The organism is Sulfitobacter marinus, assembly GCF_900116285.1.
Classification (GTDB): domain Bacteria; phylum Pseudomonadota; class Alphaproteobacteria; order Rhodobacterales; family Rhodobacteraceae; genus Sulfitobacter; species Sulfitobacter marinus.
Genome location: NZ_FPAJ01000002.1, coordinates 570616 through 585689 on the forward strand (window position 1 = coordinate 570616; position 15074 = coordinate 585689).

General features: G+C 57.0%; 11 protein-coding genes. 6 read left to right on the plus strand and 5 right to left on the minus strand.

Annotation, left to right across the window (positions count from 1 at the left end):
* Window positions 1-191: 191 nt before the first annotated feature.
* Window positions 192-944 (minus strand): SDR family NAD(P)-dependent oxidoreductase, encoded by a 753-nt coding sequence (locus tag BM347_RS08200; RefSeq protein WP_093915921.1) that lies wholly within the window; start codon window positions 942-944, stop codon window positions 192-194.
* 234 nt (window positions 945-1178) lie between these two features.
* Here BM347_RS08200 and BM347_RS08205 point away from each other — a divergent pair, with 234 nt between their 5' ends.
* The 4 genes from BM347_RS08205 (at window position 1179) to BM347_RS08220 (ending at window position 6471) form a co-directional block, all read left to right on the plus strand.
* Window positions 1179-2753 (plus strand): Re/Si-specific NAD(P)(+) transhydrogenase subunit alpha, encoded by a 1575-nt coding sequence (locus tag BM347_RS08205; protein ID WP_093915922.1) that lies wholly within the window; start codon window positions 1179-1181, stop codon window positions 2751-2753.
* A 13-nt stretch (window positions 2754-2766) separates the two neighbouring features.
* Complete coding sequence (locus BM347_RS08210; protein WP_093915923.1) at window positions 2767-4206, plus strand: NAD(P)(+) transhydrogenase (Re/Si-specific) subunit beta; 1440 nt, start codon at window positions 2767-2769, stop codon at window positions 4204-4206.
* Window positions 4207-4444: 238 nt separating this feature from the next.
* Entirely contained in the window at window positions 4445-4912 is a 468-nt protein-coding gene (locus tag BM347_RS08215) for a hypothetical protein (RefSeq protein ID WP_139226473.1), read from the plus strand.
* 275 nt (window positions 4913-5187) lie between these two features.
* On the plus strand, window positions 5188-6471 hold the full coding sequence (locus tag BM347_RS08220) for a DUF3422 family protein (protein ID WP_093915925.1): 1284 nt from the start codon (window positions 5188-5190) through the stop codon (window positions 6469-6471).
* 4 nt (window positions 6472-6475) lie between these two features.
* On the opposite strand, the gene BM347_RS08225 is transcribed toward BM347_RS08220, so the two are convergent.
* The 4 genes from BM347_RS08225 to BM347_RS08245 all read right to left on the minus strand — a co-directional run bounded on the left by BM347_RS08225 (window position 6476) and on the right by BM347_RS08245 (window position 11704).
* Window positions 6476-7522: a YeeE/YedE family protein gene (locus tag BM347_RS08225; protein WP_093915926.1), complete on the minus strand. Its 1047-nt coding sequence runs from the start codon at window positions 7520-7522 to the stop codon at window positions 6476-6478.
* Window positions 7523-7820: 298 nt separating this feature from the next.
* Window positions 7821-8819, minus strand: a complete 999-nt coding sequence (locus tag BM347_RS08235) for an ABC transporter permease (protein ID WP_093915928.1) — start codon at window positions 8817-8819, stop codon at window positions 7821-7823.
* The gene (locus tag BM347_RS08240; RefSeq protein WP_093915929.1) at window positions 8812-9879 is read right to left on the minus strand and encodes an ABC transporter permease; all 1068 of its coding nucleotides are present in this window, start codon (window positions 9877-9879) and stop codon (window positions 8812-8814) included. Before BM347_RS08240 ends, BM347_RS08235 begins: the two co-directional genes overlap by 8 nt.
* 103 nt (window positions 9880-9982) lie before the next feature.
* Window positions 9983-11704, minus strand: a complete 1722-nt coding sequence (locus BM347_RS08245) for a peptide ABC transporter substrate-binding protein (RefSeq protein ID WP_093915930.1) — start codon at window positions 11702-11704, stop codon at window positions 9983-9985.
* 325 nt (window positions 11705-12029) lie between these two features.
* On the opposite strand from BM347_RS08245, the gene BM347_RS08250 reads away from it, so the two are divergent.
* Both BM347_RS08250 and argE read left to right on the plus strand, forming a co-directional pair.
* Entirely contained in the window at window positions 12030-13862 is a 1833-nt protein-coding gene (locus BM347_RS08250; protein WP_093915931.1) for an ABC transporter ATP-binding protein, read from the plus strand.
* A gap of 11 nt (window positions 13863-13873) precedes the next feature.
* Window positions 13874-15034 carry an acetylornithine deacetylase gene (argE, locus tag BM347_RS08255; protein WP_093915932.1) on the plus strand — a complete coding sequence of 387 codons (1161 nt, stop codon included), beginning with the start codon at window positions 13874-13876 and terminating at the stop codon, window positions 15032-15034.
* Window positions 15035-15074 lie beyond the last annotated feature (40 nt).

The window sequence follows — 15074 nt, forward strand, 5'->3', positions numbered from 1 at the left end:
CTGCAGCGGCGGAAAGCCTGCGCCATTATCGCGTAATCTGGCAGCCTTGCGGCGGCTTTTGAAGGACAGTGTCATCCTGCGCGCGCCCCGTTTGAACAACGAGGAACGCGCAAGAGGCGGGCGGGGAGTAGAAGGAAATTAACCATCTTTCGACCTTAGCAGGACGTTGGTTAATGAAACCTGAACCCCTGTTACATATGGCCGCCGGTGATCTGAATGCATTGTCCATTGATGCTTTGCGATCCGGGGCCGGTCAGCCACGCTGCTGCCGCTGAGACTTCGGAGACCTCAATCAGCCGCTTATGCGGGTTTGAGTTTACCATGATCGCGCGGGCTTTCTCTTCGGATATGCCGGCGCGTTCTGAAATTGATGCGGTGTTGCGGGTGATGATCGGCGTGTTCACATAGCCGGGGCAAATCGCGTTGAACGTATAGGGTTGGCCCATGTAATCCTCGGCCAGCGACCGTACCAACCCGATCATCCCGTGTTTGGACGCGGAATAGGCGGCGGCACCGGGCAGCCCGCGCAATCCGGCCATCGAGGATATTGCGATCACTCGGCCCCAATCGGTTTCGCGCATGGATTTCAATGATTCGCGGATGGTGAGGAACGCGCCGTCCAGATTGGTCGACATCATATTGCGCCAGAATTCCATATCGGTCTTATGCACGGCTTTGCCTTCGGCGATGCCAGCGTTGGGAATGCAAATCTGGATCGGGCCGTGGGCGGCAACGGCGGCGGCGATCTTGGCGACCACGTCTTCTTCGTTGCGCACATCCATTGCGACCCCGGTCATGTTCGGGCCTGCGACCTCGTCCAGCACCTCTTGGCGGCGGCCGGTGATGGTGACATGCGCGCCTTTCGAAGCCAGGTCTTGGGCAATGGCCAGACCGATGCCCGTACCGCCGCCGGTGATAAATGCGTGTTTTCCGTTCAGGTTCATTATGTCCTCCCTTTGAATTTTGGGCATGCTGGCGATTGGGGGGTAAGGGCGCAAGCCATGCAGCTTTGTCACGCAACGTCGCAAACCCATAAAAGGGGCTTTAGCGCTCGCAGGACGGCGAATTGGCCTTCTATCCGGGGCCACATCTTGTACTATTGGAACCCAAGCGGTACTGCTCAGCGTAATATTGTTGCGCCACGGTGGACGTAACACGGCAACACGGGGGAATCTGGATTGAAGATCGGGACGCCAAAGGAAGTATTTGAGGGGGAACGCCGCGTTGCGATGACCCCTGAGTCAGCGCTTCAGCTGCAAAAACTGGGTCATGAGTGCTTGATCGAAACCGGTGCCGGTCTGGCATCTGGTTTTGACGATGCCGCCTATACCGCAGCTGGTGTAAAGGTCGTCAAAACGGCAGCGGCACTTTGGAAAGCTGCTGATGTGGTGGCGAAGGTGCGTGCACCCGATGATGCGGAGATGAAGAAACTGCGCAGCGGTCAAACGCTGATCTCGTTCTTTAGCCCTGTCGCGGACGAAGCCAAGATGAAGGCGGCTGCCGAAAAAGGGGCCACTGTTGTTGCGATGGAAATGATCCCCCGGATCAGCCGCGCGCAAAAGATGGATGCGTTGTCGTCCATGGCGAATATTGCAGGCTACCGTGCGGTGATCGAGGCGGGCAATAACTTTGGTCGCTTCTTTACCGGTCAGATCACGGCAGCGGGCAAGGTGCCCCCGGCCAAGGTTCTGGTGGTTGGTGCCGGTGTTGCCGGTCTTGCCGCGATTGGCACGGCCACATCGCTGGGTGCGATCACCTACGCATTTGACGTACGGCCCGAAGTGGCCGAGCAGGTCGAATCCATGGGCGCAGAATTCGTTTACCTTGATTTCGAAGAAGAACAGCAGGACGGATCTGCTTCTGGCGGCTATGCGTCTGTGTCTTCGCCAGAGTTTCGCGAGGCACAGCTGGCCAAGTTCCGCGAGCTGGCACCTGAGGTTGACATCGTCATCACCACTGCGTTGATCCCCAACCGCGAAGCGCCGGAGCTGTGGACCGAAGACATGGTCGCTGCAATGAAGCCTGGTTCGGTGATTGTCGATCTGGCGGCGGAAAAGGGCGGCAACTGTAAGCTGACCAAGATGGACGAGAAATTCGTTACAGATAACGGCGTGACGATCATCGGCTACACCGATTTCCCAAGCCGGATGGGGGCGCAGGCCTCGACGCTATATGCGACCAACATCCGCCATTTGATGACGGATCTGACGCCGGAAAAAGACGGTGTGATCAATCACAACATGGAAGACGACGTGATCCGTGGCGCGACCATAGCCTACGCAAACGAAGTCACCTTCCCGCCGCCACCACCCAAAGTGGCCGCGATTGCCGCTGCCCCGAAAAAGGCAGCCGTGAAAGAACTGACGCCCGAAGAAAAGCGCGCCGCTGAAACGGCAGCGTTCAAGAAGCAAACCAAGTCTCAGGTTACATTGCTGGCCATTGGTGGCGCGTTGCTGCTGGCGGTTGGTCTTGTGGCCCCGGCCAGCTTTATGCAGCACTTTATCGTGTTTGTTCTGTCGGTATTTATCGGTTTCCAAGTTATCTGGGGCGTGGCGCACAGCCTGCACACACCATTGATGGCGGTGACAAATGCGATCTCGTCGATCATCATTCTGGGCGCGCTGATGCAAATCGGATCGGGTTCTTTCTTGGTGATTATTTTGGCGGCTTTGTCGGTCTTCATGTGTGGGATCAACATATTCGGCGGCTTCCTCGTGACACGGCGCATGCTCGCCATGTTCCAGAAATCTTAAGGGGGCAGGGATCATGGATTTTGGTTTCACAACAGCGGCTTATGTCGTCGCAGCAATCCTGTTTATCCTGTCGCTTGGCGGGCTAAGCGGACAGGAAAGCGCAAAGCGCGCGGTTTGGTATGGCATTGCCGGTATGGCCTTGGCCGTAGCTGCAACGCTGATCGGGCCGGGCTCTGGCTATTGGCTATTGTCGATCATTCTGATCGCGGGTGGCGGTGCCATCGGTTATCAACTGGCCACCAAGGTGCAGATGACGCAAATGCCGGAACTGGTTGCCGCGATGCACAGCCTTGTCGGTCTGGCAGCGGTGTTCGTCGGCCTGATCGCACATTTCGAAATTGGCCGCGTCGGTGGTTTCCTCGCGGAGGGCGGTGACGTCAAAGAACTGGGCACTTTCGCGGCGTTGATCGCCAAGAAATCCGGGGTCGAGCTTAGCATCCTGCGTGTCGAGTTGTTCTTGGGTGTGTTCATCGGTGCGGTGACATTCACCGGTTCCGTCATTGCCTATGGCAAGCTGGCGGGTCGTGTGTCTTCGGCTGCTGAAAAGCTGCCCGGTGGTCACATGCTGAACATCGCGGCGGCGGCTGTCGCTGTGCTGACGTTGATCTGGTACTTTAACACGGGTGCCTTCCTGCCGCTGTTCCTGATGACGCTGGCGGCCTTGTTCATTGGCTACCATCTGATCATGGGTATCGGTGGTGCGGACATGCCGGTGGTTGTGTCCATGCTGAACAGCTATTCCGGCTGGGCGGCGGCGGCGATCGGCTTTAGCCTTGGTAATGATCTGTTGATCGTTGTGGGTGCGCTGGTTGGCTCATCAGGTGCGATCCTGTCTTACATCATGTGTAAGGCGATGAACCGGTCCTTTGTCAGCGTGATCTTGGGCGGCTTCGGTGGCCCTGCGGGCGAACAGATGGCCGTTGAAGGTGAACAGGTCGCGATTGAGGCGGACGGCGTTGCCACGATGCTGAACGAAGCGGATAGCGTCATCATCATTCCCGGTTACGGGATGGCGGTTGCGCAAGCACAGCAAGCGGTCAGCGAGCTGGTCAAAAAGCTGCGCGCCCAAGGCAAGAACGTGCGTTTCGCTATTCACCCGGTTGCGGGGCGTTTGCCGGGCCACATGAACGTGCTGCTGGCCGAGGCCAAAGTGCCCTATGACATCGTGATGGAGATGGACGAGATCAATGACGACTTCCCCAACACGGATGTTGCCATTGTAATCGGGTCCAACGACATCGTGAACCCTGCTGCACAAGAGGACCCGAACAGCCCCATCGCGGGTATGCCGGTTCTGGAATGCTGGAAGGCCAAAAACGTGATCGTGTCCAAGCGCGGTCAGGGCACAGGCTATTCGGGCATCGAAAACCCGCTGTTCTTCAAAGACAATACGCGGATGCTCTATGGCGATGCCAAGGCCAGCTTGGACAAGCTGCTGCCGATGATCGACTGATGCATTAGGTAGGGTTGCGACCTTGCTGACATTAAACTGAAACGCCTCGTCAGAAATGGCGGGGCGTTTTGCGTTTGGCCCCTGCGCCACCTTTGGCGGGGTGCTGTTCTTCGCGCTTCGTGAATGACGCGCGAAGATATTGACGAAGCCAGCGGGTCGTTCGCGCAACAGCGCTGGCAATGACTGGGGGAGCTGTCAGGTGTTCTGAACATCAACCAGTCGTGAAAGGATGTTCGACATGACCCGCCTGATTACCGATGCCCCGCTGTGGGTTTGGCCGCTTTTTACAGTGCTCTTGCTTGTCGGATTACGGGCGCGGCGCGATCGCGAGGTTCCGGTCCTTCTGATCTATGCCTTACCCCTGCTTAGCCTTCTTTCGCTGCACTCGATCTATGTGACGGGGCCAACCGGCTGGATCTGGGTTCTGTTCATTGCGGCATCCGTTGTAGGGGCCGTGGCGGGCCATAGGATGCAAGAAAGGTGGGTGCTGGCGCGCACAGGCCGCACGGTCTACCTTGCAGGAGAGAGCGTGACCCTGCTGGTGATCATGACGCTTTATTGGTCGAACTTTGCAGGGGGCGCTTTGCGTGATCTCGCGCCCGACCTATACGCTAATGCGGGGTTCCACGCGGCGCTTTCATTGGTGCTGGGGCTGTTCTCGGGCAGCTTTCTGGGGCGTGCTCTTAGGGTTTGGCGCATGGCTTAGGCGCGCAAGCTTTCGCTACGTCTTGGTGCCGCCAATCACGAACTGTCTGCCTCTCGCATCTGTCCATTGCTCTGCGGAGTGGCGTTTTCGTGGCTCACTTAACCGGCAAACTTACGGACGGGGTCGGAACGAGATCGCGGAAAAGCCACGCAAAGGGCCGTTTGGTATTCCGTTGTACACCGTAAGGCGCTGTAACCATTCAATTTTTTTTCTGTCCTTTACCGCTGATTGTTGTATCTTAAAGGTACAACCGTTTTGCCGGACAAGGACACGGAATGGCTGCGATCAAGGACCACCCCCTGCGCTATGCGCTCAACAGCGAATTGCACGCGCGCCCGTTCCCGTCGCTGAGCGCCCCCCAAGTTGCCGCCTATATCGCGCTGCGCACCCCGGGCGATGCAGCCACCCGCGACCGGTCCGTTGATCTTGAACACCTCACGGCGCTGCTGAAACACTACGGCGCACCGCTGCCTGCTGAACATGCCACCCATTACTATGGCCCCATGGGAAAATACGCGCTGAAGTGGGAGCAACACACCGAATTTGTTACCTATACCGTGTTCTCCGACCAGATCGGCGACCGTCCCTTTGACCCCGTTGAATTCGATGTCTTTCCCGCCGAATGGCGCAGGGGCCTGAATGCAGAGCGCATCACCTCGATCCTATTGCGCCTCGTGGATCGACCTGAAACGGACGATCAGGTCGTGGACGCTCTGAACGATTGGTTCGTCCCCGAAAGCCTGGCTGTGGCGAATGTGCTCGATGATGCCGCCGTCGTTGCCAGCGATTTCCGTATCGATTCAGCGGGTCATATGCGGATGGCGGTCTTTGCCGCGCCAACTACCGGTGAACGGCGTATGGGTCGTATCGTCCAGCGGATGTGCGAGATTGAAACCTATAAGTCCATGTCGATGCTAGGCTTTGCCAAGGTGCGTGATTTTGGCGGGCAGTTGAATGATCTGGACACGCAATTGAACAACCTGATGGCGGCAATGCGGGCGTCGGATGCCATCGCCGAAGAAACGTTGCACAAGCTGCTCGATGTCTCGGTTCAGCTTGAAACCCTATCGGCTGAAACCTCCTACCGGCTTGGCGCGACCGAGGCTTATCAGGCCATCGTCAACCAGCGTATCTCGGCGCTGCGCGAAACGCGGTTTATGTCACGGCAAGGGTTTGATGAGTTTATGATGCGCCGCTACGAGCCTGCCATGCGGACGGTCAAATCCTCCGAGACGCGGCTGCAATTGATGGGCGCGCGGGCCATCCGTGCGTCTGAACTGCTGCGGACGCGTGTGGATGTGGAACGATCTGCCCAGAACCAAGAGATACTGGCAAGCATGGACAAACGCTCGGACCTGCAACTGCGTCTGCAACACACGGTCGAGGGGCTCTCTGTCGTTGCGATCAGCTATTACGCGGTCTCGCTGGCGAGCTATATGCTTTATCCGCTGGCAGAACCCTTTGGCGTCAGCAAAGGCCTTTTAACGGCCCTCGCTGTGCCAGTTGTCGTCGTGTTGGTATGGGGGATTTTGCGACGCCTGCGCCGCAAAATCCAGTAGTGCGTTAGCCGAGTGCAACACGGCTAGCGGGTACCGCACGCAAGGCGGCATTCGTGGCCAACACACCAATCCCGATCATCAAAATTGCCAGGATTGCAGCCAAGGACAGGGTGGGCACACCGGACAGACCTGCACCCAAGGTACAGCCGCCCGCAAGCACACCGCCGACGCCCATCAGCGCGGCACCGGCCATATAACGGCCAGTCTGGGCGGGGCTTTCAAAGCTCTGCCACCCAAACCCGCCAAAGATCATGCTTGCAATCAACGCGCCAACCAGCACGCCGCCTACAAGGCCGACACCAAAACCGGCCGGTATCGCGCTGCTTGCAACGACCCAAAACAGGCCCTCGGCAGCGGGGGATGTGAAAGACAGGCTTTCCATCGCAATGGGGTCGAATTCGTCGAACAGGATAAATCCGGTGCCGACCCAGGCTAGCGGTGCGAGTAGGCCGATGATGGCGGCCATGATCAAGGTGCCAACACCATTGCCCGACCGCAGCGCATATATCAGCGCAGGCACGGCAATTACAGCACTCCACAGCCACGCGCCGCCGGGCAGGGCCGCAAGGCTGATGTTCTCACCCATGTCGACGGTCACACGGCCCAAGGCCACGCGCAGGGGGGCCAACACGCCCTTAAGCGTCGCATGGGCCACAATGGCAAAGACAACGACGACCAGTGCGGCACGCAGGTTACCTGAGCCGGCCAGAATGGTCAGACGGGACACACAGCCACAGGTCAACACCATGCCCGCGCCAAAAATCAAACCGCCAATCACAATGGCCGCAATCGGCAACTCAGCGATCATAAAGCGATGCTCAGCAAAACTGATCCATCCCATCGAGACCGCCGCCTGCGTTCCAACAATGGCAAAGGCGAGGGCGGTTAACCAAACCCCTGCTGCAGAAACGCGGTCCTCACCAATCAGGGATCTGCGAAAACAGAACTTGGTAATCTGGCCAAAGGCACCAAATAGCGCACCGATGATGATGGCGAGCAGAACAGATGCCTGCTGCGGCGTGGTGTTTTCAAAACCGAATGACTCAAACATCGCCTGATCCTCTTGGGAATGGAATAATTTCCCAATTGGCGCGAAAAAACGCTGATATCAAGCAATTCATATATGTATTACCGCGGCTCTATCGGAATATAATTCTGCTTCGCGGCGCCTGCGCAAAAGTATGTTCTGCGTCATAGCCAACATAAATGTGCCCGTTCTAACAAAGGGCCGCTCCGAGCTGATCCCGTTCTTATTCGCCGCAAAAAAAGGGAGGACTACAATCCCCCCTTCACCCTTTCCTAAATACTCAAATCCGCCATCAGCCCAGAAGACCCAAGCATGCCTCGGCTCACCGCCCCCGCAAACGCGGATCCAACGCATCGCGTAAACCGTCGCCGAGATAGTTCACACTCAGCACCGTCAGCGAAATTGCGATGCCCGGCAACAAGACCCGTTCGGGGAATTCCTGCATCCGGCTGACCGCATCCGACAACAGCTTACCCCACGTGGGGAAGTCCGACGGGAAGCCCACACCCAGAAAGCTTAGCGCGCTTTCGGTGATGATCGCGGTGGCCAGACCCAAGGTCGCGGAGACCATGATGGGCGAGATGACGTTGGGCAGCAGGTGCCGGCGGATGATCTTACCCGACCGTGTCCCGATGGACCGTGCGGCCAGAATGAATTCACGCTCTTTCAGGGCCAGAATATCACCACGCACGATCCGTGCGGTTTGCATCCAGGATGTCAGGCCGATGATGCCCACGATCAGAATGAACATGCCACCTTCGGGGCCGAAACGGGAATTTAACGGCTGGCGGAACAGTGTCACGGCCAGCAATGTCAGTGGCAGGATCGGCAAGGACAGTACCAGATCGGTGAAACGCATCAGCCAGAAATCCAGCTTTTTGAAGTAGCCCGAGATGATTCCAATCGCCGTCCCAATCAGCAAAGCCAGCGCCATCGCCAACCAGCCCACGGCCATCGACACCTGACCACCTGCAATCATCTGCGCCATGATGTCACGGCCCAACTGATCCGTGCCAAATGGATGTGCCCAGCCGGCCTTGGCCTCGCTATCAAACAGCAGCTGATAGATGGGCCGCCAGTTTTTGTTGCGTATATCCAGCGCCTTGGGGTCCACGTCCCACAGGAAGGGGCCGAAAATCACCGCCAGCGTAATGAACAGCAAAAAGCCGCCGCCGAACACAGCGCCTTTGTGTTTACGGAATTGCTGCCAGACGTCGACCCATTGGCTGCGCGGTGGTTTGGACGGTTCTTTGTCGACCAGCGCACCAAAGGTTTCGATGTCAGCCTCGATGGGGCTTGCGGGAATGGCTTGCTTAGTCATAGCGGATCCTTGGGTCAAGCAGGCCGTATAGAACATCGGCAATCAGGTTAAACAGAACGATCATGATGGCGAAGATGAAGGTCAGGGTCATCACCATCGGCAGGTCATTGGCGAAGAGGGCTGTCAGCAGCAGCTGGCCGATACCGTTCACCTTGAAGACGTTTTCGGTGATGATCGCGCCGCCGAAAATCGCGGGCATGCCCAAGGCAATCACGGTCACAACGGGGATCATCGAATTGCGCAGCACATGTACCATCACGACCGAGGATTCTTTCAGGCCTTTGGCCCGTGCCGTGCGCACGTAATCCTGGTTCAGGTTGTCCAGCATGGCCCCGCGCATGTAGCGGCTGATCTGGGCGGTGGTTTGCAGTGCCAGCACCATGACGGGCATGATCATCTGCATGAACTGCACCTTAAAGCTGGCCCAGTCGGTGACCACATGGGTTGTGTCATAGATCGATGGCAACCAGCCCAGCGTCACCGAGAACACCACAATCAGCAGCGGTCCGGTAAAGAAGGGTGGGATCGAAAAGCCGACCATGGTGATGAATGTACCGGCCTGATCAAACAGCGAATAATGGCGGTAGGCGGAATAGATGCCGATCGGAATGGCGATCAGAATGCCCACGATATAACTTAGGCCCACAACCCACAGGGTCTGTGGCATCCGCTGGATCACGATATCCATGATCGGGCTGCGGGTCTGCCAGCTGATGGTGCGCTGCACGGGACGCACGGCACCGGTATCAGGGTCAATAAAGGTCGAAAAATTTGTATCCGGCAACCAGCCCAGCAGGAACGTTTCGCGCGTCGCCCAGTCCAGGAACACCTGGGGTTCAACCCAGAAAAACTGGATCAGCCACTTGTAGTATTGCACATAGATCGGCTGACCAAGGCCAAGCGCCTCGCGCATTTTTTGCTTGACTTCGGGGGGCACGGTCAGGGGCACCTGTGCCATCGGGTCGCCAGGGGCAAGCTGGAGCAGCAGGAATATAACCATACTGATGAACAAAAGCGTCGGGATCGACAATAGCAGTCGTCGAATGGTGAAAGTCAGCATGCGCGGCGCCTTTGCAGGTCAGTCTGTTGTAGATGTAGTCATGGTTTTTTGGTCGGTACGAGAGAGGGGAGCGTAATACACGCTCCCCTCCAGAAGGAAAGTATTAATCCTTCATGCGGTACCAATCTGCGGCATTCCAAAGCTCGGAATCCCAAGTATTAAGCACAACGCCGCCCAAAGTGGTGGAGGCAGCGGATACACGACCACGGTCAACCAGTGGAACGATTGTCATGGTTTCTTTGGTGATGATGTCGTTCAGACGCTTGGCGATCTCGCCACGCTTGGACAATTCACCTGTGCGGGACAATTCGTCCAGCAGTGCATCATACTCTTCGTTACAGAAGCGGTTGATGTTCTCACCCTGCCATTGGCTGGATGGTTTTGGTTCGCCACCACAACGGTAGGCCGACAGATATGCCTGTGGGTCTGTGCCGTCAAAGTTGTTGGCGTACATTTCAACGTCCGCATAGAATTTTTGGAACGTGTCAGGCGAACCTGGGTCGCCGCCAAAGAAGACCGACGCGTCAAGGTTGCGCAGTTCGACTTCGACACCGATTTGGTTCCACCAGTCTTTGATCAACGCTTGGAAATCCTGACGGACAGCATTGGTCGAGGTTTGGTAAAGAACCGAGAGCTTAACGCCATCTTTTTCACGGACACCGTCGCCATCGCTATCTGTGTAGCCTGCTTCGTCCAGCAGTGCCTTTGCGCCTTCGATGTCTTGCGTCAGGCATTCGGTGTTGTCGGATGCATAAAGTGCAGGAGCAGGAACAAGGTTACAGGTCGGACGACCGGCTTGGCCATAGCCAACTTCAACCAGAAGTGGGCGGTCGATTGCCATGGAAAGCGCCTTGCGGACTTTGAAATCCGACAGGAACGGATGCGGGTGCATCACAGTCGAACGCTCGCCTTCGGGCAGGTCTGCCGACGGGTTGGTCAGGTTCATCTCAAGACGTTCGACCAAAGTGCCGAATGCAGAGATAGGTACACCTTTGCCGCCTTCGGCCATTTTCGCCAGCACGTCAGGTGCCAGTTGCATGTTCCAGGCGTAATCGTATTCACCGGTTTCCATAACCGCACGGCCCGCCGCTGTTGCGTCGCCGCCACCTTTGAAGGTCAGGGATGCAAATGCAGGTTTGTTCGGATCACGGTAGTTCGGGTTCGCAACCATCTGGATAACGTCGTTTGGACGGAAATCCGTAACCATGAACGGGCCAGTGCCGATCGGGTTAAAGTTGGCGTCAGTACATTCAGGTGCTTTTGCGCCCAAGCATTCTGCGAATTGTGCCGCTTGAATGATCGGGGATTGCGCACCCATGAATGGGCCGTATGGGTTTGGTTTGGCGTCGGTGAAGTTCACGGTCAGCGACAAGTCGTCGATGATGTCGATGCTTTCCACGCCGTCAAATTTGGAGGCCTGTGCGCAACCGCCTTCGGGGTGCATACAGTATTCAGCAGTGAACTTGACGTCCGCGGTTGTCACTGGTGTGCCATCGGACCACAGCAGTCCTTCTTGCAGCTTCCACGTGATGGATTTCAGGTCTTCCGAAACACCACCGTTTTCAACGGTCGGGATTTCAGCGGCCAGATATGGAACCAACGCGCCGTTTTCGTCGTACCGGCCCAAAGGTTCAATCACGAGGCTGGCGGCCTCGAGGTCCTTGGTACCGCCCGACAGATATGGCGTCATGATCGAAGGCGCTTGCCAATAGATGATCTTGACCTCGCCGTCGCGTCCGCGCTCGCCTTCATGGGCGGCTGCGAAAGCAGCGGGGGCAAGAGCCGTAGAGGCAACTGCACCCATCAAAAGGGTTCTCAACTTCATAACTTACTCCTTGTTGGGCACCGGTGAGACATTTTTTGTGGTGCCACTCTTTTTTACGTCGGATGCCATTTTTTGACATGGCCGCGACTTTCTTATGATCGCGAAGGAAAGGTCAAGGGGACGAAACACAACTGTTCAATTAAATGTTCGTTACGGTTCGTCACATTGCGTTTCCCATCGCGGGTGGCGCTATCGAAGCAGAATTTGCGCAAAATGCAAGCACTGAGAAAGTGCAAGCTCATGCGCGCCCTGTCTCGTTTGACACTGGGTGAAGAATGGTCTTAGCGTCTGCGCAACAATTACATCACCAGCGCTGGATACCCGAATGCTTGACGACAGCACATCTACACCAATTGCACAAATACAAGGGCTTAGGGTCGAATTTCAAACCCAGGACGGCCCTGTTTTGGGGGTCGAGAATGTCAGTTTCGACATCAATTCGGGTGAAACCGTTTGTGTGGTCGGCGAATCTGGTTCCGGAAAATCGGTGTCGTCACTGTCTTTGATGCGTTTGGTTGAGTTCGGCGGCGGAAAAATTGCCGGCGGTCGCCTATTATTTGATCGCAAGGGCAAGCCGGCCGTCGATTTGGCGCAGACCGATCAGGACCTGATGCGCGAAATTCGCGGCAATGAGATCGGTATGATCTTTCAAGAGCCAATGACGGCGTTGAATCCCGTGTTTACCGTGGGCCGCCAATTGACCGAAGGCCTGCGTTTGCACAAGGGTATGACCAAGGCCGAGGCCGAAGCCCGCGCGCTGGAATTGTTGACCGAGGTGCGAATCCCCCAGCCGGACCAACGGCTTAAGCAGTACCCGCATGAATTGTCCGGCGGTATGCGTCAGCGTGTTGTGATCGCAATGGCTCTGGCCTGTTCGCCGCGTTTGTTGATCGCAGATGAACCCACGACGGCGCTGGATGTAACCATTCAGGCCGAGATTCTGGCCCTGATCGACCGGTTGAAACGTGAAACCGGCACCGCCGTGATGTTCATCACACATGACATGGCGGTTGTGGCGCAAATGGCCGACCGCGTGGTCGTGATGTTCCGCGGTAACAAGGTTGAAGAGGGCACCGTCGAGGAAATCTTCGAAAACCCGCAGCACCCCTATACCAAGGCATTGTTGGCCGCAGTGCCAAAGCTGGGTGAAATGACCGGCAAAGCCTATCCCGAACCGATGAAGCTGTTGGGCAGCAAGGATAAAGAGATCAAGCCGATCAAAGGCACGACCGAAACCTTGCTGACCGTGAAAAATCTGACGACCCGCTTCCCGGTCAAGGGCGGGTTTTTTCGCCGTACCATTGCAAATGTCCACGCGGTCGAAGACCTGTCTTTCACCATCAACAAAGGCCAGACGCTCAGTCTTGTTGGCGAATCCGGTTGCGGGAAATCCACTGCCGGCCGGTCCATCCTGCGTCTTGTTGAACCGCTCTCGGGTGAGATCGACATCGGCGGCAAGGATATCATGGCGCTCGATCCCCATGACCTGCGCGAAGCACGGCTTGATATGCAGATGATCTTTCAAGACCCGTTTGCCTCGCTCAACCCGCAAATGCAGCTGTCCGATCAGGTTGCCGAACCGATCCACAACTACGGCACGCTGAAAGGTGCTGAACTGACAAAACGCATCGAAATGCTGTTTGACCGGGTCGAATTGCCCCGCAGCTTTATGCGCCGTTTCCCGCATGAACTGTCCGGCGGCCAGCGCCAGCGCGTCGCCATTGCCCGCGCCTTGGCTCTGAACCCCAAGCTTATTATCGCAGACGAAGCCGTATCCGCGCTGGATGTGTCTGTGCAGGCGCAGGTCGTGAACCTGATGCTTGAGCTGCAACAAGAGATGGAGCTGTCGTTCCTCTTTATTAGCCACGACATGGCCGTGGTGGAACGGGTCAGCCATCAGGTTGGCGTTATGTATCTGGGCCGCATTGTTGAGTTGGGGTCGCGTCAGCAGGTGTTCGAGAACCCGCAGCACCCCTACACCCAAGCGTTGATGAAGGCCGTGCCCATCGCCGATCCTCGCAAGCGCAAAAAGGAAAGCGAGCTGAACTTCAAGCCGATCCCGTCGCCGATCCATCCGGTCAGCTACACACCCGAACCCTCCGTCTACAAAACCGTATCCCCCGGCCATCAGGTGCTTTTGACCGATAGCGGATACTAAAGGATCGCCCCATGGCTGAACGTATGACCCCCTTTGCCCTGATGGAAAAGCTGATCAGCTTTCCCACGGTGTCCCGCGATACCAATATCCCGCTGATCGATTGGGTGGCCGATTATCTCGCCAGCCACGGCATCGAAAGTCACCGCTATATTGACCCCGATCAACCAAAACACGCGCTGTTTGCCCATGTCGGCCCTTGGGTCGAAGGGGCGGTGGTCTTGTCGGGCCATACCGACGTGGTGCCGGTCGACGGCCAGCCGTGGGGCACCGACCCGTTTACCGTCGTTGAACGCGATGGCCGCTACTACGGGCGCGGCACTTGCGACATGAAAGGCTTTGACGCTCAAGCCATCTGGGCACTGGTCGAGGCGAAATACGCCGATATCAAACGCCCGCTGCAAATCGCGCTCAGCTTTGACGAGGAAATCGGCTGCACCGGCGCGCCGCCCATGATAGAGGCCATGCAAAAGGTGCTGCCCAAGGGCGATCTGGTCGTCGTAGGCGAGCCGTCGATGATGCAGGCGGTCACAGGGCACAAAGGCGGCTGTGGCTTCAACACCCATGTGGTCGGGTTCGAGGTCCACTCGTCACTGCTGCACACCGGCGTAAACGCGATCATGGCGGGGGCCAAACTGATCGAATGGGCCAATGAGATGAACACCGAAAACTTCGCGCGCAAACCGTCTGAAATGGCGGCGATGTTCGATCCGCCCTTTACCACCTGCCACGTCGGGCAGATTTCCGGGGGCACCGCTCATAACATCACCGCCAAGGATTGTTACTTCGGAATGGATTTCCGCGTAGTCCCGGGCGAGGATAAAGACGCGTGGGGCACCGCCTATCTGAAAAAGGTGCGTCAGGTCGAAAAGCAGATGCAAGAAGTCGTGCCCGAAACCTATATCGAAGTCACGCCGCGCTTTGACGTCCCCGCATTGCAACCTGAAAAAGACGGGCTTGCCGAAACCTTTGTACGTCAAATCACCGGCGATAATGCCAGCCACAAGGTCAGCTACGGCACCGAGGCCGGCCAATTCCAAGAAGCAGGCTACAGCGCTGTGATTTGCGGTCCGGGCGACATCGCGCAGGCCCATCAACCGAATGAATATATCGAAGTCTCACAATTCGAGGCGGGGCATCAATTCATGCGAGACCTGGTTGAACGTCTGAAATGACACAGATCGCCCCTCCCACGCTTTTCATTCCAAATGGAAA

Coding starts and splice junctions, on each gene's coding strand:
- BM347_RS08200 (WP_093915921.1), bottom strand. CDS start 944: ATGAACCTGAACGGAAAACACGCATTTATCACCGGCGGCGGTACGGGC.
- BM347_RS08210 (WP_093915923.1), top strand. CDS start 2,767: ATGGATTTTGGTTTCACAACAGCGGCTTATGTCGTCGCAGCAATCCTG.
- BM347_RS08215 (WP_139226473.1), top strand. CDS start 4,445: ATGACCCGCCTGATTACCGATGCCCCGCTGTGGGTTTGGCCGCTTTTT.
- BM347_RS08220 (WP_093915925.1), top strand. CDS start 5,188: ATGGCTGCGATCAAGGACCACCCCCTGCGCTATGCGCTCAACAGCGAA.
- BM347_RS08225 (WP_093915926.1), bottom strand. CDS start 7,522: ATGTTTGAGTCATTCGGTTTTGAAAACACCACGCCGCAGCAGGCATCT.
- BM347_RS08235 (WP_093915928.1), bottom strand. CDS start 8,819: ATGACTAAGCAAGCCATTCCCGCAAGCCCCATCGAGGCTGACATCGAA.
- BM347_RS08240 (WP_093915929.1), bottom strand. CDS start 9,879: ATGCTGACTTTCACCATTCGACGACTGCTATTGTCGATCCCGACGCTT.
- BM347_RS08245 (WP_093915930.1), bottom strand. CDS start 11,704: ATGAAGTTGAGAACCCTTTTGATGGGTGCAGTTGCCTCTACGGCTCTT.
- BM347_RS08250 (WP_093915931.1), top strand. CDS start 12,030: ATGCTTGACGACAGCACATCTACACCAATTGCACAAATACAAGGGCTT.
- argE (WP_093915932.1), top strand. CDS start 13,874: ATGGCTGAACGTATGACCCCCTTTGCCCTGATGGAAAAGCTGATCAGC.